We start from the raw sequence: 22,838 nt of genomic DNA, 5'->3' as shown, positions 1-22,838 counted from the left end.
CGGTGGACCTCTCCAGCCTGATCGATCGCAACGCGGCGTTTGCACCTGACAAACCCGCCATACGCTTCGAGGGCGCGAGCCTGAGCTATGCGGCCTTTGCCGCACGTATCGAGCAGACCGCGGCCGCATTGAAGAGCGAGCTCGGCATCAGCCGTGGCGATCGCGTTGCGATCCTGAGTCTCAACCGGCCGGACTACCTGGTGCTGCTATATGCGTGCGCGCGATTGGGCGCCATGCTGGTGCCGCTGAACTGGCGGCTCGCGGTCGCCGAGCAGATCTTCATTCTGTCCGACGCGAGCGTCAAAGTGCTCGTTCTCGAGCGCGCCTTTGCCGGCGTCATTCCCGAACTCGAACAAAACCTGCCGGGGGCTTCCGTCGTCGGCCTCGACTTCGCGCCGCCGCATGGTCTGACCTTCGACGCGCTGCTCGCGCGCGGGACTGGCGCCGGCCGCAATCCGCATATCGATCTCTCCTGCCCGCTGCTGATCGTCTATACCTCGGGCACGACGGGTCGGCCCAAGGGCGCAGTGCTGCGGCAGGAGGCGCTGTTCTGGAACGGCGTCATGAGCCAGCACATGCACGATCTCACCTCGGGCGATCATGTGCTGACGGTGCTGCCCTTCTTCCATGTCGGCGGCCTCAACATCCAGACTACGCCTGCGCTCCAGGTCGGTGCCACGGTCACGATCGTTCCCCGCTTTACGCCCGATGCAGCACTCGCCTCCATCGAACGCGACCGGCCGACATTGACTGTGCTGGTGCCGGCAACGATTCAGGCAATGAGTGATCATCCGGCCTGGACCACGACCGACCTTTCGTCACTAAAGGCTATCGCGACGGGATCGACGATCGTGCCGCCGCCGCTGATCCAGCGCTTCGTCGACCGCGGCGTTCCCGTCCTTCAGGTCTACGGTTCGACCGAGACCTGCCCGATCGCGATCTACACGCGATTTGGCGGGGACCTGTCGCGACTGGAGTCGACGGGCCTTGCCGGCCTGTGCTGCGAAGCCAAGGTGATCGACGACGCCGGCGCGGAAGTGCCGGTGGACACGCCCGGCGAAATCGCCGTCCGCGGTCCAAGCGTGTTTTTCGAATATTGGGGGAATGAGAGCGCGACCCGCGAGGCGCTGAGGGATGGCTGGTATCGCACCGGCGATATCGGCCTGTGCGATTCCGAGGGCTATTTCTGGGTCCGCGACCGCAAGAAGAACATGATCATCTCCGGCGGAGAGAACATCTATCCGGCCGAGGTGGAGCGGGTCCTGCTGGAGCACCCCGATGTCAGCGAATGTGCTGTGATCGGCCGCGCCGATCCTCGCTGGGACGAAGTCCCCATCGCCTATGTCATCCGGCGACAGGGCTGCCGGATCGAGGCCGATGAGCTCAAGCACCACCTTCAGACGCAGCTTGCGCGCTTCAAGGTCCCGCGCGACATCGTCTTCGTCACCGATCTGCCGCGCACCGCACTGGGCAAGGTCCAGCATTTCCTGGTGAAGCAGATCGACGCTCAATCGCGCACGCAAGGAGAGGTCTCTTGAAGATTGCGGTTCTTGGCGGCGGTAACGGCTCGTTCGCCGCCGCCGGCGACTTTGCGCTCGCCGGGCACGAGGTTCGGCTGTGGCGACGGGATGCAGATCAGGTTGCTACCCATCGCGCCGCCGGCTCGCGTATCCTCGTGAAGGATCACACCGGCAAGCACGACGTAACGCTCGCGCTGGTCACGACTGACATCGCCGAAGCGGTCGCAGACGCCGAACTGATCCTCTGTCCCGCCCCGGCCTTCGCACAGCCCGATATCGCCCGCCTGCTCGCGCCGCACCTCAGGGATGGGCAGGTCGTGTTCCTGCCGCCGGCCACTTTCGGCTCGATGATTGTTGCGATGGCCATGCGCGACGCAGGCAATCGCGCAAAAGCGTGCTTTGCAGAGACGGGCACCCTGCCCTGGCTGACCCGCAAGCACGGACCGTTCGAGGTCGCCATCACGATCCGCGCCAAGCGACTGCCGGTCGGCGTGTTTCCGCTTGACGCCGCTCCGCACGCGCTTGACGTGATCGGCCGCGCGTTTCCGAATGCCATCGAGCCGTGCGGTGACGCACTCTCCGGCGCCTTGATGAACGCGGGGCCCATTATTCATCCACCGCTCATCGTCATGAACGCGGGCCCGATCGAGCACTTTGAACGGTGGGACATCCACAAGGAAGGCACGCAGGCCGCGATCCGCCGGGTCACCGATGCGCTCGACGCGGAACGCATCGCGGTGCGTGAACGGCTCGGCTACGGCGCGCCGCATTTCCCGCTGGCCGATCACTACGCCAAGGAAGGTGAGATCTGGATGTATGGCCGCGGCTCGCATGACCGCCTCACCGACTCCGGCGATTGGCGCGAACGGCTCGTGCTCAGGGAACATCGCTACATGCGGGAAGATCTGCGCCTCGGCCTCTCGCTGCTGGTCTCGGTGGCCGAGCTCGCCGACGTCGCAACGCCGCTCGCAAGGGCGTTCCTCGCCATCGGGGGCGCGATCTGCGGCGAGGACTTTTTGCGCGGCGGACGCACGCTCGCGTCGCTAGGGCTGGACAATCTGAAGAAGGCGGAGCTGCAAGAACTGCTGCGCAAGGGATTTTGAGAGATGACGATGCGCTCGCCCATTGCCTGTCTCGGCGCCGGCCGCATGGGCCGCGGCATCGCCGTTGCGTTCGCCTATGCCGGGCACCCCGTGACGATGATCGATGTGAAGAGCCGCTCTGCGGAGGATTTTGCCAAGCTCGAGGCTGACGCGCTGGGAGAGGTGCGGACGACCCTTGCGACCCTCGCCCGCCTGGGCATGCTCAGCGGGGGAGACGCCGAAACCGTGATGACACGCGTCTCGGTCGTGCCCGCCGCCGAACATGACTCGGCCCTGTCACACGCCGGCATGGTCTTCGAGGGGGTTCCTGAGATCGTCGATCTCAAGCGCGAGGTGTTGGCTGCCGCCTCGGGGCAGGTCAGCCGGGACACGATCATTGCGTCCACGACATCGACGATCCTCGTCGACGATCTCTCAGGCGCCATCGAGCATCCCGACCGCTTCCTCAACGTGCACTGGCTCAACCCGGCCTATTTGATCCCGCTGGTCGAGGTCTCTCCGGGGGCCGCAACCGATCCGGCAATCGTCGAGAAGGTCAAGGAGTTGCTGGAAGGCATCGGCAAGGTGCCCGTGGTCTGCGCCGCCACGCCGGGCTTCATCGTGCCGCGCATCCAGGCGCTCGCCATGAACGAGGCGGCGCGCATGGTCGAGGAAGGCGTCGCCAGCGCCGAGGATATCGACAAGGCAATCCGCTACGGCTTCGGCTTCCGCTACGCGGTGCTGGGACTGCTCGAATTCATCGACTGGGGCGGCGGAGACATTCTGTACTATGCGAGCCGCTATCTCGAAGGCGCGCTCGGCAGCGATCGCTACCGCTCGCCGGACGTGATCGCACGCAACATGCATGAGGGCCGGATTGGCCTGCGCACCGGCGCAGGCTTTCTCGACTATTCCGGCCTCGACGTTGGAGCCTATCGCGAGCAGCGCCTCAAGGCGATGGTCGAGATGCTCAGGCACTTTGGCCTGGCACGGCCGCCCGTGCTTTAGCCGAAGACATCCTGAAGGACGCCTTCGCGCACCACTGCGACACCGTCGAGCTCGATGGTCGTTCCCATCATCGGCAGGTCGAAATGGCCCGCCGTGTAGCGGCCAGCGAACTCGTTGGCTCCGGTTGAGAACAGGAAGTTTCCGGACACGGCGCGCAGCTCGGTACCGTTGGTGTCGCGCTGGTCGTACATCGAGAGCGCCTCGTAGCGCGCACCCGGATTCATACCGAAGCCAACATGCGACACCGCATAGGCCTCGCGGTCGCCCCAGGCAGCAAGGTAGGCCCGCATCATCGCGGCGTCCGTGCCCTCGCCTTCTAGCTCGACGACGTAGTCGTTCTTGAGCATCATCTTCACCGGCGACGACAAATAGCGTTTGAAGGTCAGGTTGATGTCGCCGGGCGCCATCACCAGCGTGCCGTTGATGGTCCCGCTCTTGGGAAAACTCACGACGATCCCGCCCGGCCAGTGGGCCAGCGTTCCCGGCCTGTCGGTCCATCCCCACACGCCGACCGTCGATGCGCCGACCATATCGACGTCGAGCGCCGTGCCCGCCTTCGATGTCACGCGCATCCGCGCGGTTCCCCTCAACATCTTGGCCGCCGCACGAACCCGTTTCTCCAGCGCCGCATCCGGCAACATGCGCTCGAGCGCCTCTGGATGCTCATTGGAGATCACCTGGATGCGCGCGCCCGCTTTCAGAATCTCCGGTGTCTCCTTGGCATGCATTAGGCCCTCGATGGTGCAGTCGACCACGAAGCCCGCTTGCTGAAGCGCTGACACGACCGGCCCCAGCCCCTGGATCGCCTCGCTCGCGCCGGTGGAACGAACCGGCACGATGTGCCGGTTGCGCGGCGTCGGCAGCACCACATGAAAGGGACGCGCACCCATGCGCAGCAGGGCAAGCTCGGCGAGCTGAACATTTAGCGCGCGCGACTGGGTTTCGGACAGGATCGCCGCGGTATCGCCGGCCTTGACGGCGCAGCGTTCAAAGAGCTCGCAGAAGGCGTCGATCCATTTCGCTTCGATGCGATCCGCCAGCATGGTTCACTCCCGTTTCCTGGTTCTTGTTTCGTCAGTCTACGCCTCCGGGAAGCCCCGCAACAGATAGGAGCGCACGGCTTGCAGCAGGCCGTTGAGGATCAGTCCCAGCAGCGAGATCGTGATCAGCGGCACGAACATGTCAACGGCCTGGAAGGTACGCGCCGCCGTGACCAACATGTGGCCGAGGCCGTCCGTCGACGTGATCATCTCGGCCAGGAATACCACGATGCAGGAAATGACAAGCCCGATCCGGCAACCGGTGAGGATCGACGGCATCGCCGCCGGGAGGATGACCTTGAACAGGATCTCGCGCCGCGGCGTTCCCGCCGCCATCGCCGACCAGATCAGCTTCTGCTCAACGGTTGAGGCGCCATAGTATGTCGACAGAAGAATCGGAAACAGCGCGTCGGCGGTGACCAGCAAGATCTTCGATTCATGCCCGAAGCCGACCAAGAGCAACAGCGCAGGATAGAGCGCGACCTTCGGCAGCGGCGCGAGCACCCGTACGATCGGCCGCACGACCGCGTTGAATGCCGGATTGGCGGCCGCGGCGATGCCAATGCTCACGCCGAGCACGACCGCGATCGAGAACCCGCCGAACAGCCGGATCAGCGTCGCGGCGATCTCGCGATGAAATGTGGAGGTGGTGAGTTGCTGCAGCAGGCGAGCAAACACAAGTCCCGGCGGGGGTAGCAAAACCGCCGGCGCGACCCCGAACGACACGAGGCCCTGCCATAGCGCAATCACGAGCGCGATCGGCACCAGGCCAAGCAGGAAATCTCCGGTGAGTGCGCTCGTTCTCATGAGAAGCTCAAGGGCATATCGAACTGGGGTTCGGACCAGCGCACCAATCGCGCGCGGATCCTCTCGAATGCTGCGTCGAGGCAGATGCCCATGGCACCGACGATGATGATCATGGCGAAGACGGTGTCGTATTGCCCCATATCCAGCGCATTGAAGAGGATGTTTCCGGCACCCGACTGGCGGGCGATCATCTCGCTGGTGATCATCGTGATCAGCGCCAGCACGAGACCAGTGCGGCATCCCGCCAATATCTCGGGCAATGCCGCCGGCAGCACGATCCGGACAAGTCGCTGCCCAGCCGAGAGCCCCATGGCCGCGCCTGACCAGAGCATCTTCTCCTCGACCGCCTTGGCGCCCTCAAAGCTGTGATAGATCACCGGCAGGCTGACGCCGAGGAAGATGACGAGCGTCTTTGAGACGTCGCCGACGCCCAGCCAAAGCATGATGATCGGCATCAGCGCCGCCTTCGGCACCGGGTAGATGATCATCAGGAGCGGGTTGAAGAACGCCGCCACCGCCCGGCTGCGGCCCATCATCAGCCCGAGCGGAATTGAGACGGCGATGGCAAGGCTAAAGCCGATCACCATGCGGCGGAGCGACGCCAAAATGTTGATCAAAGCATCCTTGTCGGTCAGGATCGCCGGAACCGCCCGAAGCGCCTCGATCGCGGTCGGAAAGCTGTCGTTCTTGAGTGCAAGCGCAGCAACCTGCCACACCGCCAGCAGGCCGATGCAGGCCAGCGCCGGCGCCGTACGTTTGAGCAAGGCCGCCGGCGACATCATGTGCCCAGTCCGACATCGCCGTCATCGAACATGCGCTCGATGTCGACCACGTACTTTTGGTAGCGCGGATCAAGCAAAAGCTCGGTGCGTCGGCGCGGCCGCGGCAGATCGATATCGATGACCTGACGAATGCGCCCCGGCGAGCGGGACATCATCACGACCTTGTCCGAGAGAAAGACCGCCTCCTCCACCGAGTGGGTCACAAAGAGCACGGTCTTCCGGTCGCGCTCCCAGATGTTCAGAAGGTCGTTTTGCAGGCGCGTTCTAGTATGAGCATCGAGCGCGCCGAAGGGCTCGTCCATCAGCAGGACTTCGGGATGGTAGGCGAGCGTCCGTGCCAGCGCGACGCGCTGCTTCATGCCACCCGACAGCTCCTTCGGATAGAAATTCTCGTAGCCTTTCAGGCCGACCATCTCGATCAAGGCGCGGCTCTGCGCTTCAGCGTCTGCTGCGCGCACGCCCTGCTGGCGCGGTCCATACATCACGTTGCCGAGCACGCTCTTCCACGGAAACAGCGCAAATTCCTGGAAGACCGGACCACGATCAGGGCCCGGACCGGCGATGGTCTTGCCCTTCATCCTCGCCGAGCCGCTGGTGGGGCTAACGAAGCCACCAACGATATAGAGGAGAGTCGATTTGCCGCAGCCCGAAGGTCCGAGAATGGATACGAAGGCGCCATCCTCAATCGTCAGCGAGATGTCTGACAGCGCCAGATGATCCTTGCGCGTCGAGGTCTGAAATATCTGCGAGACATGGTCGATCTCGATCATCGCCGACGACGACTTGTGCGTCGGCGCCGCATCAGGAGTTTTGCTCGACCTTGAAGGCACAACCTTCATTCCATCTCTCGCCTCATCCGCCAACATTCCGCGCCGTTCCCCGAATCCGCTCAACTAGCAGCGCCAGCATAGCAAGAAACCTGCCATGTGAGCCGCGCTCTCGTGGCTGTTCAGCCGAACCACGGCCACTCTGCCGGACCTTCATGCGTCACGGCCCCGCCCGGCGCCTGCCCGACCAGTCGTGCGTATTTCGCGAGCGCGCCCGCACGATGACGCGGTGGACGCGGCTTCCAATCGCGCCGCCGTGACGCGAGTTGCTCTTCATCAACCAGCAGATCCAGCCGACGGCTGCCGGCATCGATCCGGATCTTGTCGCCATCGCGCACCAGCGCCAGCGGACCGCCGACGAAAGCCTCGGGCGATACATAGCCGATGCACATGCCTCGCGTCGCGCCCGAGAAGCGTCCGTCCGTAATCAGCGCAACCTTCTCGCCCATCCCTTGGCCATAGATCAGCGCCGTAACCCCGAGCATCTCCCGCATGCCGGGTCCGCCAACCGGTCCTTCGTTGCGGATCACCAAAATCTCGCCGGCCTGGTAGTTGCGGCTTCGAACCGCTTCGACGCAGGCTTCCTCATCTTCAAACACCCGCGCCGGTCCCTCAAAAAACAGGTTTTTGAGACCTGCAACCTTGATCACGGCGCCGTCGGGGCAGAGGCTGCCCTTGAGCACGGCGACGCCACCATCCGGCATGATCGGCCTTTGCGCGCGGTAGATGACCTCGCCATCGGGCGCGTTCGCACCGCCATATTCCTCTGCCAGCGTGCGGCCGGTGACCGTCAGACAGCTCCCGTCGATATGTCCGCTCTGCATCAGTTCGCGGATGACGACCGCGGCTCCGCCGATATCGTAGACGTCCTTCGCGGTGTATTTGCCGCCGGGACGCAGGTTTCCGATCAGCGGCGTCCGCGCGAAGACCTCGCCGACATCGTCGATAGTGAAGGAAATGCCGGCTTCGTTGGCCATCGCCGGCAGATGGAGCGCCGCATTGGTCGAGCCACCGGTCGCGGCCACGATCGCCGCGCCGTTTTCAAGCGCCTTGCGCGTCACGATGTCGCGTGGCAGCGGACCGCCACGTTCGAGCATCTCCATCACCAAGCGGCCCGCGCGGCGCGAGACCTGTGCGCGTTCGACATAGACGCCGGGGATCATGGACACGTTGGGGATGGTCAGGCCCATCGCCTCCGAAACCATCGCCATCGTATTGGCAGTGAACTGCCCCGCGCATGCACCGATGGTCGGCAAGCAGCTTCGCTCGATGCGCTCGAGCGTCGCGCCGTCGATGTCGCCAGTCATGAAGCCGCCGACGGCCTCGTAGGAATCGAGGACGGTCAGGGTTCGGCCCTCGAGGCGGCCGGGCAGCGCGCTGCCGCCATAGATGAAAATCGACGGCACGTTGCAGCGGATCATTCCCATCATCACGCCGGGCAGCGTCTTGTCGCAGCCACCGAATCCGATCAGCGCGTCGTAGGCGAGACCGTGGACAACAGCCTCGATCGAGTCCGCGATCAGCTCACGCGAAAACAGCGAGAACTTCATCCCCTCGTGATTCATGCTGATGCCGTCGGAAACCGAGATCGTCGCGAATTCACGCGGCGTGCCGCCGGCCTCCTCGATCCCTGCCTTGGCGGCATCGACCTGGAAGTCGTGCGTCATGTTGCAGGGCGTCTGCTCGCCCTTCATGCTGACGACGCCGACCATCGGCCTGGCGATGGCCTCATCGTCGAGCCCCATTGCGCGCATGAACGCGCGATGAGGGGCCCGGTCGAGGCCGTCGGTCGTCACCCGTGATCGCAACTTCTTCATGCGTACATCATCTTCATCCGACGCCCACATATCGGGGCGCCGCAGCTTCTTGATCCGACGGGCCCAGGCGCTGACCTATTGTATCGGCGCAACGATGGTCGGGTGCTTGAATTGCGCGACATCGAGCTTCGGCAGCATTCCCGTCTCCGCGTAGATGTCGAGCATCTTCTGGATCGCCGCGAAATTCGGCGCCGCACCGGGATCGCGGCCAAAGTCGTTGTCCTTGAGCAGATACGTCTCAAGCACCGGCACAGGCGCCTTCAGCACCTCCGAGACCACTTTCAACGTCTCTTCGCGGTTGGCGAGCGCCTTCTTCATGCCCGAGGTGATGTCGCGCACATAGGCCTTCACCAATTCCGGGTTCTTGTCGACGAAGTCGGCGCGGCAGGCTTCCAGGATATGCACGATGTTCGGCATCGCCTGCGAGAGCGAGAACAGCTTGCGCGTACCACCCTTGGCCTCAGCACGTGCCGCAAACGGCTGGTTCATGTTGACCGCATCGACCCGGCCCTGCCGCAGCGCATCTTCGGACACGGCAAAGCCGACTTCCACGAGCTTGATGTCTTTTGTCGGATCGATACCGTTCTGCTTGAGCAGCATGTTGAACGGCCCCTGCGTGCCGCCGCCGATCACGGAGATGCCGACGGTCTTGCCCTTGAGATCAGCGATCGTCTTGATCGGCGAGTCCTCCATCACGGCCCAGTAGACCGAGAAGCCGCCCGGCTTCTCGAATACGTGCTGGGCCACGATGTAAGCCTTGAGATTGCCGCCAACCACGCCGTTGGACAACGACAGCGGCGCCTGCGTCGCGCAGTCCAGCGCGCCTGCGGCAAGGGCCTGCGTCATCGGCGCAGTGCCCTGAAACTGGGTCCATTCGATATTGTAGGTCTTGCCGAGATCGGGGAATTCGGACGGCCTCTTCATCATCCAGTATTTGGACTCCTCGGCCGGGATGGTCCAGCCGACGCGGATTGTCTGCTGCGCCTGTGATGGCCCCGTGCTCGCGACGGCCACCGCCACTGCCCCAAATGCCAGGATCCACTTCGAAACCGTCCGCATCATGCCGCTCCGCTGTATCGGCGCCGACCGGCGCCACCAACCCGACTTGGGTCAAATGTTTCATGGTTCAAACAACGAGGCAAGACGGGCAAAATGACCCAAAATTCTCGATCAGGCCCGACTTTGTGCTAAAGCGGCCAGCGCCAGACACTGCGCTGCGACAGAAGGAGACGACCTATGGCTGAAGCCGCCGGAGCTCACCCGCATCCGGCCGAGAAGCTCGGCTATCTCGGCCTCGGGTTGATGGGCGCACCCATGAGCCGACGTCTGCTACGGGCCGGTCACAACGTGACCGTCTGGAACCGCTCCGCTGGGAAGACGACCGCACTGGTCGAGGCTGGCGCGAAGGGCGCAGCGACGCCGCGCGATGTCTCGGCGCATGCCTCAATCATCTTCATGTGCGTGACGGATGCGGCAGCCGTGGAAGACGTCGTCTTCGGTGCAGACGGACTCACGGCCGAAACCGGGACGGGAAAGCTCGTGGTGGATTTCTCCTCGATCCACCCCGATGCGGCGCGCGACATTGCTGCGCGACTGAAGGCCGCAAACGGCATGGGATGGATCGATGCGCCTGTTTCCGGCGGCACCAAGGGTGCGGAGGACGGTACACTTGCGGTGATGGCGGGGGGAGATGCGGATGATGTCGAACGGGTGAGACCCTACGTCCTCGCCATGGCCCGCCGGCTCACGCATATGGGCCCGACCGGCGCCGGCCAGACCACAAAACTCTGCAACCAGGTGATCGTCGGCTGTGCGATGGCCGTATTGGCCGAAGCGACGCGCTTGGCCGTGAACGCCGGTATCGATGCAAATCGCCTGCCCGAAGCGCTCGCCGGCGGCTTTGCCGATTCCATTCCCCTGCAGCTCTTTGTCCCGCGCATGGTGCAGGGCATTCACTCGCCGCCGCTCGGTACCATCGCGACGATGCTCAAGGATCTCGACACGATTGCCGACGTCGCACAGGCCACATCGACCTCGGTGCCCATGGCTTCGCTGGCCGGACAGCTCTTCAGATTGGCGAAGGCTGCTCGTGGGGCGGATGCGGACGCGCTGGAGCTCTACAAGCTGTCGGTCGAGAGGCGTTGAGTCGTCGCAGGCGCTCGACGTCAGGATGATTTGTCGGGCGCGAAGCGACCATAGCCGCCGCGCGCAAACAGCAGTGGCTCCTGCCGGTTATAGGAATAGGCCTCGACGGCGCCGAGAAAGATCACATGGTCTCCGCCATAGTACCGGTTGACCGACCGGCACTGAAAATTGGCCACACAATCTGCAAGGATCGGCGCATTGCCAAGTCCCGGCTTCCAATCGAGGCCGGCAAACTTATCGTCGGATGATTTCGCGAACTTGTTGGCAAGCGCCTGTTGAGACGCACCGAGTATGTTCACGACGAAATGGCTCGCATTCTGAAACACGGTGAGCGTCGACGAATAGACCCCGAGGCTCCAGAGAACGAGCGGAGGATTGAGCGACACCGAGGCAAAGGAATTGCAGGTCAGGCCAAAGGCCTTGCCGTCGGGAGCCGCAGCCGTGATGATCGTTACCCCCGTTGCAAAGGTGCCGAGGGCATTGCGGAAGTCGCGGGGATCGATCGACGAAGAGTCGCTCGCCAATTCGTTCGCTGGGTCGTGAGCGGCCGGCTGCCTGGGATCATTCATCGGCCGGTCTCACAGCGTCAGGTTCTCGGACGGCAAGCCAAGCGCCACCCGGCCATAATTCGTTCCCGCGGCATCGAAGCTGAACGCAAGATGCGAGTTGATCGCATGGGCGTCGCGGAATTGTCGCTGAAGCACCCCTGTCGTGAACAAACCGCGCGCTCCGCTCGCCGAAAACAACATGGAAACCGCCTCGGTGCAAAGATTGACCGAGAACGCACCGTCGCGCCGATATTTGGTCTTGGTCACCATGCTCGGAATATGACCGCGGCGAGCGTCGTCCATGGCCTCGGTGCAGGCCGAACGCATGATCAGACGCGCGGCATCGATTTTTGCGGAGGCCTCGGCGATCTTGATCTGCGTGCTCTGGAAGTCGCTGAGCTTGGCACGATTGTAGGTCGAGATGCGATGCCGCACGACCTCAACATAGTCGTCGAGACACGCCTGCGCATTCCCCAGCGCGACGCCGGAGAGCACGAAGGGAAACAGGGAGAACACCGGCAACGTATAAAGGGGATTGGGATTGGCCGCGCTTCCGGGCGTTGGACCACCGGCAAGATCGCTCACGGACACGCTCATATGGTCGGCGACGAAGGCGTCCCTGACCTCGACATCGCCCGAGCCGGTGCCGCGCAGGCCGGCGACGTTCCACGTATCCAGGATTTTGTAGTCGCTCTTGGGAAGCAGGAAGATGCGATACTCGATGCCATCGGCGTCGTCGTCCGAAGCGACGACGCTGGCCAGCATGTTCCATTCGCTGGACGCGACGCCCGACGAGAACGGCCAGCTTCCGTGCAGCCGATAGCCTCCCTCCACCTTCCTGGCACGACCCGCCGGGAAGATGAAAGATGATGCGATCAGGGTGTCGGGATCCTTGGCCCAAACCAGCTCCTGCGCCGTCTGCTCGAACATGCCGAGCATCCAGTGATGGCTCGCCAAATTGGCAAAATTCCAAGCCACCGAAGCATCGGCCCGGCCGAGGAGGTCCGCGCAGTCGATCAGCGCAACATAGTCGAACTCCGAGCCGCCGAACCGCTTGGGCTGGAGAATCCTGAACAAGCCGGATTCATGCAGGTCACGCTCGGTTTCGGGCGGCAGGCGCCTCAGCTCTTCCGTCCGGGCAGCACGCTCCCGCAGTTGCGGCACGAGCGTCTTGGTCCTGCCGACCATCGCCGTGTAGGCCTGGTCAGCCGATCCCTGACTCGTGCTTGGTTTCTGACCGCCGGCCGCCATCTCTTTCCCTCGCATCCCCAATGTTATGCGACTGGAGCCCCGGCAAATCAAGCGAAGTAGATCGACCTTATTGCGCCCGGTATCCCGGCTGCTCGAAAGGATGCGACGTCGCGAAGGCCGGAAACGAAAAGCAGTGATCTGCAAGCCGCGCGACGCTCGGGAAAGGGACGAGGTCGAGCTTGAGGAAATGCGCCCCGACGACCTGACCCGCGATGCAAATATCCGCGATCCCCGGCTCTGCCCCCAGGGCAAAGGGCGCTGGCTGACGTTTGGCCAGGAGACGCTCGTAAGTCGCCAGTCCTTCCATAGCCCAATGCGTGGCCCATCTCTCGATCGCCGCGCTGTCCGCTCCGAACTGACTTGTAAGGTGGTTGCGGACGCGTGGTGTGACCAGTGGATGGGAGTCCGCGACCGTCATCAACGCCAGCGCCCGCGCATAGGCGCGATCGGCGGGATCGGCTGGCAGCAAACGCGGCTCCGGCTTGATGTCATCGAGATACTCGAGGATCGCCAACGACTGGAAAATTTGGCGGCCATCATGGATCAGGGTCGGAACGACGCGTTCGGTATTCACAGCGTCGTAGTCTGGCTTGAATTGCTCACCGGACAGGATGTCGACCGAGGTTTCCTCAAACGGCATTCCTTTGAGCTTCAAGGCAACGCGTACGCGAAAGGACGCGAGCGATCGCCAGAACCCATAGAGTTGTATGCCCATCGCCTCTCTCTGGTGCAATCTGTGCGGCTCGGCGCCCGCTCCGTTGGCCCTAGTCGACCTGCTTGCCGAAGACGCCCTTCCCGGCAAGCTCCGCGATCCTGCCGTCATCATACCCCAGCGCCTGCTTCAACACATCCTTGGTATGCTCGCCCAACAGCGGTGCCGCGACGGGATCGATCGCCGGCGTCTGACTCATCGTAACAGGCGGTTCGATGTTCGGGACCCAGCCCGCCGTTGGGTGCGGAATTCGGTTCAGCCGCCCCCGCTCGGTCGCCTCCGGCGCGCCAAACCCCTCTTCCACCGTTCGGAGATAGCCGACGGGAATGTTCGCGAGCTTCATCTTCGCCATCCAGTTTTCCAGACGATCGCCGGCAAAGACCTCGGCAATCGCCGCGCGCAGCTTCTCCTTGTTCTCGGACCGCGCCTTTCGGCTCGCAAATTGAGGATCGGTGACGAGGTCGGGCCGGTTCAACACGTCCACAACGAGGCGGCGGTAAAGCCGGTCATTGGCGCAGGCCATGTAGAGCGGCCCGTCGGATGCTTCGTAGACGCCGACTGTGGGAGACCCGCTCGGCGAATTGCCGAATCTGCCGGGGTTTTGACCGTTGATCAGATAGGCCATGCCATAAAAGCCGGTCATCCCCATGGCGACGTCGAACAGCGCGACTTCGACGTGCTGTCCTCGACCGAGCCGGTCGCGCGCGAGCAGCGCCAGCAGGATCGCGTTGCACGCCGACATGCCGGTCGCCATATCGACGATCGGCGGTCCGGTCCGCACCGGCGGACCGTCGGGAAACCCGTTCAACGACATGAAGCCGCTTTCGGCCTGAGTGATCGGGTCGAAGCCGGGACGGGACGCGAACGGCCCGCTCCGGCCGTAGGCCGAGATCGAGCAATAGACCAGCCGCGGATTGCTCGGCGCGACCGACTCGTAGTCGAGCCCGAATTTCTTCATGACGCCGCTCGAAAAATTCTCGACGACCACGTCTGCCTTTTGGATCAACTCTCGCGCAACCTCGCGCGCTTCCGGTACGGCGAGATCCAGCGCGATGCCACGCTTGTTGCGGTTCAGACTGAGATAGGCCGCACTCTCGCCTCCGATCTCGGCATGCTCATAGGCGCGCGTATCGTCGCCGCCGTCGGGGTTTTCGATCTTGATGATGTCGGCGCCGAAGTCGCCAAGCGTTTGCGTGCACGCCGGCCCAGCCACCACCCGCGTGAAGTCGACGACCAGCAGGCCGTCGAGAGCGGTGCCCTGCTTCCTGGTGCCGGGCTGGCGCTCCGGCAATTGCGGGATGGTTGGCATAGGCGCGGACTCCCTGGCATCGGCTTGTCGTCACCGATTTTCTTGCATCTTCTGGCTTTTAAGCGCGGCCTTAGCTGATCCGCAAGGGCTGCGTCCGGCTCCGGCTACCTTGCCCCGGACAGACCAGCCATTCCGCTTGGCGGGAAGCGACGAGACCGCTATTTCCTCAGCAAGCATTTCCGCCAATAGAGCGTGTTTGGCCAGGCCCATGGCACTTCGGGCGCATACAGCTTATAGCCGGCCCTGATGAAATTATTCGCTGACGCAACATTGTCGGTGGTGTCGGAGATAATGCTGCGCCAACCGGTTCGACGTGCATGCGACTCGATTGCCCGCATCAGCCTCAACTGTAACGCCCTGCCCCGATGGCTACTAAGCACGCCGACCCGACAGAAATAACCGGCGTTGCGAGCGCGCTTCGCTGGCACGACGCCGGCGAACGCCACGGGCTTCGTGCCGTCATGGGCAAGCCACCATGCTCCGCTGGAAAATTCCGGAATGACTGCGCCGCCAAGGAACGTCGCACGATGGAGATCGGCGAGCGTCTCGGCGGTGTCCTCATTGTCCGGATCGACAGCGCGGATAGTGTACATCAATCATCACCTGAGATGCGAGTGGATGAGCGTCGGTCTATCTGCTCAACATCAGCTTGAAGCCGAGCCAGGCGGCACCAAGCAAGCCGGTAACGATTACGGTGATGACCGCCTTGAAGGTGTAGCTTTGCGCCTGCTCCACACTCCTTCTCCACCGCCGCAAATGCTGAAAATCAGCACGTAGCTCCATAAACACGTTTCAACGAGGGCGAGGCCGCGTGCGCGGCCGCCGTCCGATCTCGGATGTCGACATAAAAAAAACCGCGGCGGATGTCTCCGCGCGGGTCAAATGCAACGATTTGCCCGACGTGTCCGGCTTAGCGGTATACGAAACGCATGCCGCTCACGTTCGAGAAGCGACCTGAGGTGATTCGGAAACTGCTTCAGACCGCGGAACCGCGTTCGCAACCAGGCTCTGGTCAGAGAGCTTACGAACTACGAGCGCACCGATCTCCTGCTGCTGGTCAGGTGTTAGCTTATCCCAAATGCGCTGTGCAGCGAATGTCGCTGTCTCAGTTCCTTCACCTGACTTGCTTTCCTCTCGCGGAAGATTTCTGGTGAAGTATCTATGAACTCTGAAGGGCCACGATCTCGGCTTCTGCGGCCATGCATTTCCGAGCGCCTGAGCAGCCTCCAATGTGTACACTTGAATAACCGCGACAATGAACGCTAACGCGATCGCGCCCATCCCCCAGAGAAAATCATCTAGATAACTGTTGAGACGGTATAACACCATCGCTCTGTCGTCATACTTAAACTCCATTGCGTAGATCCCGAGTCCGTCGGCAATCAACACGCCTCCAAATGCAGCTAGAAACTTGATCAAGCTCCAGATGGCAATTTTCTCGAACTGCCACACATAGCGCGGCGCGGCCGCACACCCTGACAAACCTGCAAGGATGTAGTTGAGCAGTTGCGGCGCGATAGTAACGATTAGGAGTGTGGCAACTAAGCCCAATTCGGCACGAGTATCGGTTAGATACTCTTTGCCTTTGTGATAAAAGAACCTAGCTGACCCAGGCTCCCCCTCTTCCATTCTGCGATGCAGGTCGCTTTCTACCCTTCGCAGATCATCTTCAATCCTTTGCTCAGCCCCGAAATCGCGATTCTTGCCTAGCCTACCTTGCTCATTATCCAACTTTTTTTTGAGATCGGATACTTGCCCTCGAAGCGTCGATAACGAACCTTCGTCCGCTGGCATCCGCACGATGTCAAAATGCATCGCAAGATGAAGACTCCACCACAGAACAAGAACGAGTGAAAATGCGTACCAGATAACGTTGATTTCGGCGGTGCAATTTTTTTTGGTCAATACAATGAGCGGGGCGGCAAGGATCGGAAAAGTCGCCATCAGCAACAAGAACTTAAAGTATAGATCCGTGACAGACGGCGATTCCATTTGTTACCCCCCTGACCCCCCTCACAATCGCAAATTGCACGATACTTGCGAAGCGAATTTTCCAAGAATCCAAGGGTCGCGTCAGACCGACAGTCCGCCGAGAGGCAATCGCAACGATCCAGCCCGCTTTAGACCCCGTCTCCGCCGCGGTCGCGAAAAAACCCGCGGCGGATTCTCCGCGCGGGTTGATCGACGCTTGTTTCGATGATGACAATATACCCCCGATTTGCCCGACGGGTCAAGCTTTATTTCGCTAAGTCCGAATTTTTTCAATCGGGCCCCATAGGTCGGTCTCACGCGATTGTTCGACGAGGATTGCGCGAGGAAATCCACACCCGCGACGCCCAGTGTCTCATTCTCGCTTCGTCACACAAGGGATTGATAATTTGCGCACCCCCTCCAATGCAGCTTTGATGTCGCCATGGGCACCAAGTCACGAGACAGCATCTATGGCGGCTCCGTCCGCGCCAAGGCCGAGCAAGCGGAGGAAGCGCGCAAGAAGGCGGACCGGTTCGCATGCGAGGCGTGGACAGCGCGGATGCTGGCGTTCCAGGGACCGGCGTAGCCCTCGCCAACCCTCGGCGATGCGCTCAACGCAGGCTACGGCTTTCTTGAAGTCAGGTGCCTCGGTTGCGATACCAACCAGACGGTCGATCTCAGCACCGTGCGCCGCGCCAAGAGCACGCCGATTCACGAGCTTGAGCGCTACATGCGATGCCGGCAATGTTCGGCGCTTCAGGGCCGCCCCTTCAAGCGCAGCCACCTCGTCGCGTTGAGAGGATCGATGATTTCTGCCAGCACCCCGTCTTCGATCTGGTGGCCCGGAGAGCGCTAAGGATCATTCTCACTCATGTGCAATCTGTGATCACACCGACCAAGTTGATGGTTCTTCCGCGGCCGCCAGTTCCTTAAGCTTGGCAGTGGGCGCCAACTTGCTGAAGAAAATCCCGAAGACCTGTCGGCATATCAGACCTCGTAGCAAGAGACCTCATGCTCATTTGCTGGGCGGAAAAGCGGGATTGAGTACGCAATGCGAAGATAGCTCGTGTGGGGGTGGTTCGCTCCTCGGCCAGCAAATCGAGCCATTTTAGGAAGAATTGCAAGAGAAACTTCCCACGATGACGCGAGGGAGGATCTAGCGAGTCAAACTCTGCCGCTATCCTTTTCACTTCTTCGGCGTCCGGCTCGCGATCGAGCGGAATTAGCTTCTTAAGGTCATCATAATTCACGAGTGGACGAGTCGCCTCTAGCTGCACCAACACATACTTCGAAATCCGATTTTCCATTCCACTCCCGGTCAACCCGCATCCGAGCCGACGAGCGCAGAAGATTCGCTGGTTCGCCGGCGACATTGCCTCGGCAAAACTGGTAACTGCAGACCTAAAGACAGCGAGAGGACGATCAATTCCCTCTCCCGCACACCTGAACTCGTCCAAGAGAATGCTCTCAAGGACGCGTTCTGAAACGAGATAGTTCTCCACAGAGTACATCTCAGTCATGAAGACGTCGGCCCCTGCAGGAAATCCCTTCAATTCATCAAAATCGCGATCGAGAAAGAAATAAACACGATCACGAAGGTACACCTCATGAGGCTGAACACCGGCTCTAAATAACAGTATCTGGTCCTTTCCGTTGGCCGGCAGCGGCTCGAAAGCGATAGAATCATCGCATCTGATAGCCCATGCGCTGTAGGGGCCGACATCGTCGATTCCCTCAAATACGAAAATTGGCTTCAGCTTCTCGCGAGATCGTACGCTGATTATTCGGGCCTTCAGTACGGCAGGACTTCTTCTGCTCTGCCTCAAATTTGTGAGCAAAGAAGGCGACATCTTTTGGACCTTATTCGCCGCGCTTAGTTCGCGTGATGTCAAGCGGACTAGCGCAGGGATCTAACTCGTTTTCGAAAATGAATGGGGAATGAGTAATGGCTAAGAGCTGCCTGCAAGTTGGGGACCCAACAACGTCAGGGAGGAGTTTCTTTTGCCACTCCATAGATAGGGACAATTCAGGCTCATCTATCAAAACAATCTTCTTCTTTTGATTGAGGTACATATGGGCAAACAGCGAAATCACCTGCTTCTCACCTGAGGATAAGTCGTCCAGTCGTATTTCTGAATCTGTCCAAACATTGATCACCTTGACCTTCATCTGTGTCGCGTCATAGCGAAGCTGCTTCTGATCGCTCGAACAGTTGAGGTATTGGTTCGAAATCTGGACAAAATTCTCAATGTCCGCTTCTAGCTCTTTTGTTTGGTTCACGACTTTTGAAAGTCTGGTAAGAAAGTAGCGTAAGGACCCGTTCGACGGATCGTGGATTCGCTCGCTTTTGTACAACTGAGTGATGGCTTCGAGGCGCTGTCCTGCATCTTTCGTTGATTGTTCGATGCGTGAGAAGAAAAGCCTCAAGGAATCAATCTCAGGGAGAGATTCATTAAGTTCACCAGACGCAAAGCGTCCCGCTAGCAAATCGTCAATAATTGCGGCACTGATCTCTCGATAACCCATATTCGATCGACGCTGAATGGACTCCGTGAGCTCCAGCAATCTTTGCTCCACGTCGGCCAGACCATAGTTGATGCCGAAGGGCGAAAAGCGATCCTCACGCCGTTCCTCCCCGAGATTGTGGATCCGACGCGCTCGTACAGCTTGATCGGCTAGGCGACGGTTCTGGCGTTTTGAAATCGAAAGCTCGATGCGTCTATACGTTGGCAACAAAAGAACCTGCGTCGAGCCCAAGGCGGCCTTGATCGCAGAGCTGATTTGCTTCAGTTCATCGGATCCATGGTCTAGCTCTCGGAGCTGGCGGATTCGGCTCTCTGTGTCCGGAAAGGACCACGGGGAATTGACGTACGCACGCTGGAGAATCGGAAAATCTCGAAAGTCGCCACCGTCGTAGCGGGCGAGCGTGTCGCGAAGCTCGTGGAACTCGGCCCTGCTATAATGTGCAAACTCTCGCAGAATGGTTTGCACATCGTCGCTAACGGTAGGAATTTGGCTTCGATGGAGTACGAGTGGACCTGACTGACCTTCAAGCTCGCACTCCACACGCTCAAATTGGAGATTCGAGAGTTTAAAAAAATTCCTCGTAAGGAACGCATCAAGCGCGGAAAGAAAAATCGTCTTTCCCGCTCCATTTTCAGCGATTACGATTTTCGCTCGCCCCTGAAAATCAAGTCGGATGTTCTTGTAACCATGAAGGCCTACAAGACTGAAGCTTCTCACGATGGGAGCGGCGCCATCTATCACAAACGCATTCCTTTTGGAGAAGGATGCTATTCTGCGCATCCGAGGGCACACATGACCACAAAATAAGAATCGCGCAACGCTGTTGAACGGCCGACCAAGATCGCGCAACGGCGGATCGCTTCCCGCGGCGACGACTTTGCACCGCGGTGATGGCATTGTGCCGGTGTTTTGCCCGACGTCAATGGTCGTTTCGAGGAGGACACGGCGTGCCCGCCTCCCGAGCGTCACCCTCGCCGTACCGCCGTCCGATTCCCGATCTCGAAACGAAAAAACCCGCGGCGGATGTCTCCGCGCGGGCTGATCGACGCTTGTTTCGATGATGACAATATACAGGCGATTTGCCCGACGGGTCAAGCTCTATTTTTGAATTACCGAATTAAGCGGCGCTGGCCGCAGCCGTCACGATCGAACCGGCTGACCGATACCCAGCAGGTTGCCTTCGCTGTCGCGGAACCAAACGCCTCGCTCACCGATACCCTTGCTAGGGTAATTCCCCGCAATCTCTGCAATGCCCTCAACGGTCCTTAAGCCTGGCAAGTCGTACTCCTCGAACTCAACTCCCCGGCGGCGAAGCTCGCGCACGGTTGCGTCGATATCCTCGACTTCCCAGCCCATCTGCGTGTGCGTGCCGGATTGCCGTCCGGCGGAGACGAATATCGCGAACTCGCCGCCTGCGCAGGCGTAGCGGAGCCCGCCGTCGCGCTCTTCGACCGGCTCGAGCCCCAGCTTTTCAGAATAGAACGCCCGCGCGCGGTTCAGGTCTTTAGCTGGAAGCCGGGTTGCCACTCTCGCGTTCTCTAGCATACCCCTCTCCTGTTTCTTTGCTTCTGCCATCATGCACTTCTTTGCGTCCAAGAAACGCATGAGAATTCAGTATGGTTTCACACGCCGGTACGCGACGCGCTGGAGTCGGCGCTGGCGGCGCGACGAATGAAAAAACCCGCGGCGGATGTCTCCACGCGGGCTGATCGATGCTTGTTTCGATGATGACAATATACAGGCGATTTGCCCGACGGGTCAAGCTCTATTTCACAAAATCCGAAAATTCCAACCGCCCCCGTTACGGATTCGTTTCTCCCGGGCCGGCCGCCAGAAGCGGTTCATGAGACAGGCGAACCGGCGCGGCGTCATCCGCTGCGTTCAGTTCTTCCCCCAGCTTCCGCTCAATATAAGCGTTCACAGTTTCCGCGAACGAGCGCTGCACGCCGACCATGACGGCATGCTGGTCCCATGCATCCTGCTGCAGGAGACGCAGTCCGCTTTCGCGCGCGCTTCCTTCCGTGATCTCCACATAGTCATCGATGGCGCATTCGGCGACCGGAATGGCACTGGGATCTCCAGCAGAGATCAGCCGGCGCAACAAGCGCTGGCAAATGTCGAGGCCTGGCATGGTCGAGCATTACCCACGCGACGATTTCGGCTTCGGCTGCCTGACGGGCTGGGTATGCGTGCCGAAAAGCGCCAGCAAGAACGCGACTTCTTCTTTCGAACCGACCTGGATCATGAGTATCTCCTTCTCGTCCGGTTGGTCGCGCCCGGCAACGGGGGAGTTCAGAACTATCTGGTTTCACGAATGTTTCAGGCGTGTTTCGTCGCGCGTCACGGCCTTTTGGCCTCCCCGCGGTGGCGTTGCTGCAACTTTATTAAAATCGCACAAACCGAATTTGGCGGAATGAAATCTCCGCCTGCTCAACTCGGCTTGACAGCGATGCCGGGCGGCGACGCGACACGGCGACCGCCCGGTGAGAGGATAAGGAGCCGGACCGATGTACTACGTCGCCGCCGCACTGCTGGTGCTGTCGGGACTGTTTTATTCCGCGAGCCACCACGAGATCGGCTCGTTCGGCGTGACCATGTGCACCTATGGCAGCGCCTTCTGCGCCAACCCGCTGATCGTCTTCGCCGGCGCCGGCCTTGCCGCCGCCTGGGGCATGTTCGTCAGCATCAAATAGGACCGGCAGCGACACCTGCATCCCCTGACAATCCGCCGACGCCCTTTAGCGAAGTCTTATTGTGTTCGCCCTTAGGTAGCAGGCGACTTCAATGTCTGGGGTGACCACAATGTCGTTCGGCAAGCGTCAATCCGAAGGTGGCGCCGCTGTACCAATTTTCGGTGGCGGCATGGCTGCCGCACGAAGCCAGGATTTCACCGAGCGCCGCTGGTCGGCGATCAGCGCCCCCATTCTCTGGCTCTTCCTGTTCGTTGCGTGTTGCGTGCTGCTTTACGCTCTGGTCTCGGACTATGGTCTGGACATCCAGCGCGATCACCGCCTGGCCGGCACCTGGCAGCCGGCGCATGATCTGCGCATCGCGGACGGAGCGTGCGGGCGCACGAAGCTGGGGATCACCTTCTGCAACGTGAAAATCAAATCGGTCACCAATCCCGACCAGGCGCCGATAACGCACGAATCCTTCATGTTGTTTGCAAAGCGTTGGGGCGAGGCTCTCGTGCCGATACGTTCGACGAAGGACCGTACCGCAGTCTCGATCTCTTACGCTGCCGAAACCGAGCTCTGGAACCGCACGCTGTCGTTCATGCTCCCGGCGGGCCTCATTACCTTGTTCGGTCTCGGCTCGCTTGCCCTCTTCCTGAGATCGGACATGACGACGCTCACGTCGGACGATGTGAATGATTTCTTCTGGTTGATTAGACCGTGACGTTTTCTAGGCCTGTTGGCTGGACATGTTGAAGCGCCATATCTTTCTTGCACTTGTTGTCCTCGGAATAGCTTGGGTTGTGATCCGACAATGG

23 protein-coding genes and 1 pseudogene are annotated in these 22,838 nt (G+C 60.9%); 8 read left to right on the top strand and 16 right to left on the bottom strand.

Translation table 11 applies throughout. The features are described 5' to 3' along the window. Window positions 1-2: 2 nt before the first annotated feature. Genes KUF59_RS14660 through KUF59_RS14650 form a run of 3 tightly spaced genes read left to right on the top strand, consistent with a single transcriptional unit; the run spans window position 3 to window position 3,610 of the window. Window positions 3-1,538 (top strand): class I adenylate-forming enzyme family protein, encoded by a 1,536-nt coding sequence (locus KUF59_RS14660; RefSeq protein ID WP_212457716.1) that lies wholly within the window; start codon window positions 3-5, stop codon window positions 1,536-1,538. Next, window positions 1,535-2,623, top strand: a complete 1,089-nt coding sequence (locus tag KUF59_RS14655) for an NAD/NADP-dependent octopine/nopaline dehydrogenase family protein (RefSeq protein WP_212457717.1) — start codon at window positions 1,535-1,537, stop codon at window positions 2,621-2,623. The genes KUF59_RS14660 and KUF59_RS14655 overlap by 4 nt, the downstream gene beginning before the upstream one ends. A 3-nt stretch (window positions 2,624-2,626) precedes the next feature. Continuing rightward, window positions 2,627-3,610 carry a 3-hydroxybutyryl-CoA dehydrogenase gene (locus KUF59_RS14650; RefSeq protein ID WP_212457718.1) on the top strand — a complete coding sequence of 328 codons (984 nt, stop codon included), beginning with the start codon at window positions 2,627-2,629 and terminating at the stop codon, window positions 3,608-3,610. Here the strand turns inward: KUF59_RS14650 and KUF59_RS14645 are convergent. From KUF59_RS14645 to KUF59_RS14620, 6 genes are all read right to left on the bottom strand, one after another. Beyond that, window positions 3,607-4,653: a 2,5-dihydroxypyridine 5,6-dioxygenase NicX family protein gene (locus tag KUF59_RS14645; protein WP_212457719.1), complete on the bottom strand. Its 1,047-nt coding sequence runs from the start codon at window positions 4,651-4,653 to the stop codon at window positions 3,607-3,609. The two genes, KUF59_RS14650 and KUF59_RS14645, sit on opposite strands and share 4 nt — an antisense overlap. Before the next feature lie 36 nt (window positions 4,654-4,689). After that, a complete protein-coding gene (locus tag KUF59_RS14640) occupies window positions 4,690-5,457 on the bottom strand; it encodes an ABC transporter permease (protein WP_212457720.1) in 768 nt (255 codons plus the stop codon). Then, entirely contained in the window at window positions 5,454-6,239 is a 786-nt protein-coding gene (locus KUF59_RS14635) for an ABC transporter permease (protein ID WP_212457721.1), read from the bottom strand. The genes KUF59_RS14640 and KUF59_RS14635 overlap by 4 nt, the downstream gene beginning before the upstream one ends. Then, the gene (locus tag KUF59_RS14630; protein WP_212457722.1) at window positions 6,236-7,078 is read right to left on the bottom strand and encodes an ABC transporter ATP-binding protein; all 843 of its coding nucleotides are present in this window, start codon (window positions 7,076-7,078) and stop codon (window positions 6,236-6,238) included. The genes KUF59_RS14635 and KUF59_RS14630 overlap by 4 nt, the downstream gene beginning before the upstream one ends. A 110-nt stretch (window positions 7,079-7,188) precedes the next feature. Continuing rightward, window positions 7,189-8,883, bottom strand: coding sequence for a dihydroxy-acid dehydratase (gene ilvD, locus KUF59_RS14625; RefSeq protein ID WP_212457723.1), 1,695 nt, complete (start codon window positions 8,881-8,883; stop codon window positions 7,189-7,191). A 75-nt stretch (window positions 8,884-8,958) separates the two neighbouring features. Further along, complete coding sequence (locus KUF59_RS14620) at window positions 8,959-9,942, bottom strand: ABC transporter substrate-binding protein (protein ID WP_212457807.1); 984 nt, start codon at window positions 9,940-9,942, stop codon at window positions 8,959-8,961. A gap of 177 nt (window positions 9,943-10,119) precedes the next feature. Between KUF59_RS14620 and KUF59_RS14615 the strand changes: the two genes are divergently transcribed. Beyond that, entirely contained in the window at window positions 10,120-11,028 is a 909-nt protein-coding gene (locus KUF59_RS14615; protein ID WP_212457724.1) for an NAD(P)-dependent oxidoreductase, read from the top strand. A 20-nt stretch (window positions 11,029-11,048) separates the two neighbouring features. Here the strand turns inward: KUF59_RS14615 and KUF59_RS14610 are convergent, their stop codons facing one another. The 6 genes from KUF59_RS14610 to KUF59_RS14585 form a co-directional block, all read right to left on the bottom strand. After that, complete coding sequence (locus tag KUF59_RS14610; protein WP_212457725.1) at window positions 11,049-11,597, bottom strand: flavin reductase family protein; 549 nt, start codon at window positions 11,595-11,597, stop codon at window positions 11,049-11,051. Window positions 11,598-11,606: 9 nt separating this feature from the next. Next, a complete protein-coding gene (locus KUF59_RS14605) occupies window positions 11,607-12,764 on the bottom strand; it encodes an acyl-CoA dehydrogenase family protein (RefSeq protein ID WP_408918118.1) in 1,158 nt (385 codons plus the stop codon). A 130-nt stretch (window positions 12,765-12,894) separates the two neighbouring features. Continuing rightward, window positions 12,895-13,542 carry a maleylacetoacetate isomerase gene (gene maiA / locus KUF59_RS14600; RefSeq protein ID WP_258769582.1) on the bottom strand — a complete coding sequence of 216 codons (648 nt, stop codon included), beginning with the start codon at window positions 13,540-13,542 and terminating at the stop codon, window positions 12,895-12,897. Between the two features lie 49 nt (window positions 13,543-13,591). After that, window positions 13,592-14,848, bottom strand: a complete 1,257-nt coding sequence (locus KUF59_RS14595; protein ID WP_212457728.1) for a CaiB/BaiF CoA transferase family protein — start codon at window positions 14,846-14,848, stop codon at window positions 13,592-13,594. Window positions 14,849-15,006: 158 nt separating this feature from the next. After that, window positions 15,007-15,441: a GNAT family N-acetyltransferase gene (locus KUF59_RS14590; protein ID WP_258769581.1), complete on the bottom strand. Its 435-nt coding sequence runs from the start codon at window positions 15,439-15,441 to the stop codon at window positions 15,007-15,009. 343 nt (window positions 15,442-15,784) lie between these two features. Then, complete coding sequence (locus tag KUF59_RS14585; protein ID WP_258769580.1) at window positions 15,785-16,840, bottom strand: hypothetical protein; 1,056 nt, start codon at window positions 16,838-16,840, stop codon at window positions 15,785-15,787. Window positions 16,841-17,261: 421 nt separating this feature from the next. On the opposite strand from KUF59_RS14585, the pseudogene KUF59_RS14580 reads away from it, so the two are divergent. After that, a pseudogene (locus tag KUF59_RS14580) lies at window positions 17,262-17,675 on the top strand (hypothetical protein). A 73-nt stretch (window positions 17,676-17,748) separates the two neighbouring features. Here the strand turns inward: KUF59_RS14580 and KUF59_RS14575 are convergent. The 4 genes from KUF59_RS14575 to KUF59_RS14560 form a co-directional block, all read right to left on the bottom strand. Beyond that, on the bottom strand, window positions 17,749-18,669 hold the full coding sequence (locus KUF59_RS14575; RefSeq protein WP_258769579.1) for a DUF4435 domain-containing protein: 921 nt from the start codon (window positions 18,667-18,669) through the stop codon (window positions 17,749-17,751). Between the two features lie 10 nt (window positions 18,670-18,679). After that, window positions 18,680-20,440 carry an ATP-binding protein gene (locus tag KUF59_RS14570; protein ID WP_258769578.1) on the bottom strand — a complete coding sequence of 587 codons (1,761 nt, stop codon included), beginning with the start codon at window positions 20,438-20,440 and terminating at the stop codon, window positions 18,680-18,682. Window positions 20,441-20,485: 45 nt separating this feature from the next. Then, window positions 20,486-20,890 carry a VOC family protein gene (locus KUF59_RS14565; protein WP_258769577.1) on the bottom strand — a complete coding sequence of 135 codons (405 nt, stop codon included), beginning with the start codon at window positions 20,888-20,890 and terminating at the stop codon, window positions 20,486-20,488. A gap of 256 nt (window positions 20,891-21,146) precedes the next feature. After that, window positions 21,147-21,476: a hypothetical protein gene (locus KUF59_RS14560; RefSeq protein WP_258769576.1), complete on the bottom strand. Its 330-nt coding sequence runs from the start codon at window positions 21,474-21,476 to the stop codon at window positions 21,147-21,149. Here KUF59_RS14560 and KUF59_RS14555 point away from each other — a divergent pair. From KUF59_RS14555 to KUF59_RS14545, 3 genes are all read left to right on the top strand, one after another. Then, window positions 21,475-21,762: a hypothetical protein gene (locus KUF59_RS14555; RefSeq protein WP_258769575.1), complete on the top strand. Its 288-nt coding sequence runs from the start codon at window positions 21,475-21,477 to the stop codon at window positions 21,760-21,762. The two genes, KUF59_RS14560 and KUF59_RS14555, sit on opposite strands and share 2 nt — an antisense overlap. A 90-nt stretch (window positions 21,763-21,852) precedes the next feature. Next, window positions 21,853-22,038, top strand: a complete 186-nt coding sequence (locus tag KUF59_RS14550; RefSeq protein WP_212457730.1) for a hypothetical protein — start codon at window positions 21,853-21,855, stop codon at window positions 22,036-22,038. Between the two features lie 109 nt (window positions 22,039-22,147). Continuing rightward, window positions 22,148-22,744, top strand: coding sequence for a hypothetical protein (locus KUF59_RS14545; protein WP_212457731.1), 597 nt, complete (start codon window positions 22,148-22,150; stop codon window positions 22,742-22,744). Window positions 22,745-22,838 lie beyond the last annotated feature (94 nt).

This window comes from Bradyrhizobium arachidis (genome assembly GCF_024758505.1).
GTDB classification, from domain to species: Bacteria; Pseudomonadota; Alphaproteobacteria; order Rhizobiales; family Xanthobacteraceae; genus Bradyrhizobium; species Bradyrhizobium manausense_C.
The sequence above is the reverse complement of the archived record's forward strand: the minus strand, read 5'-3'. Positions and strand labels throughout refer to the sequence as shown.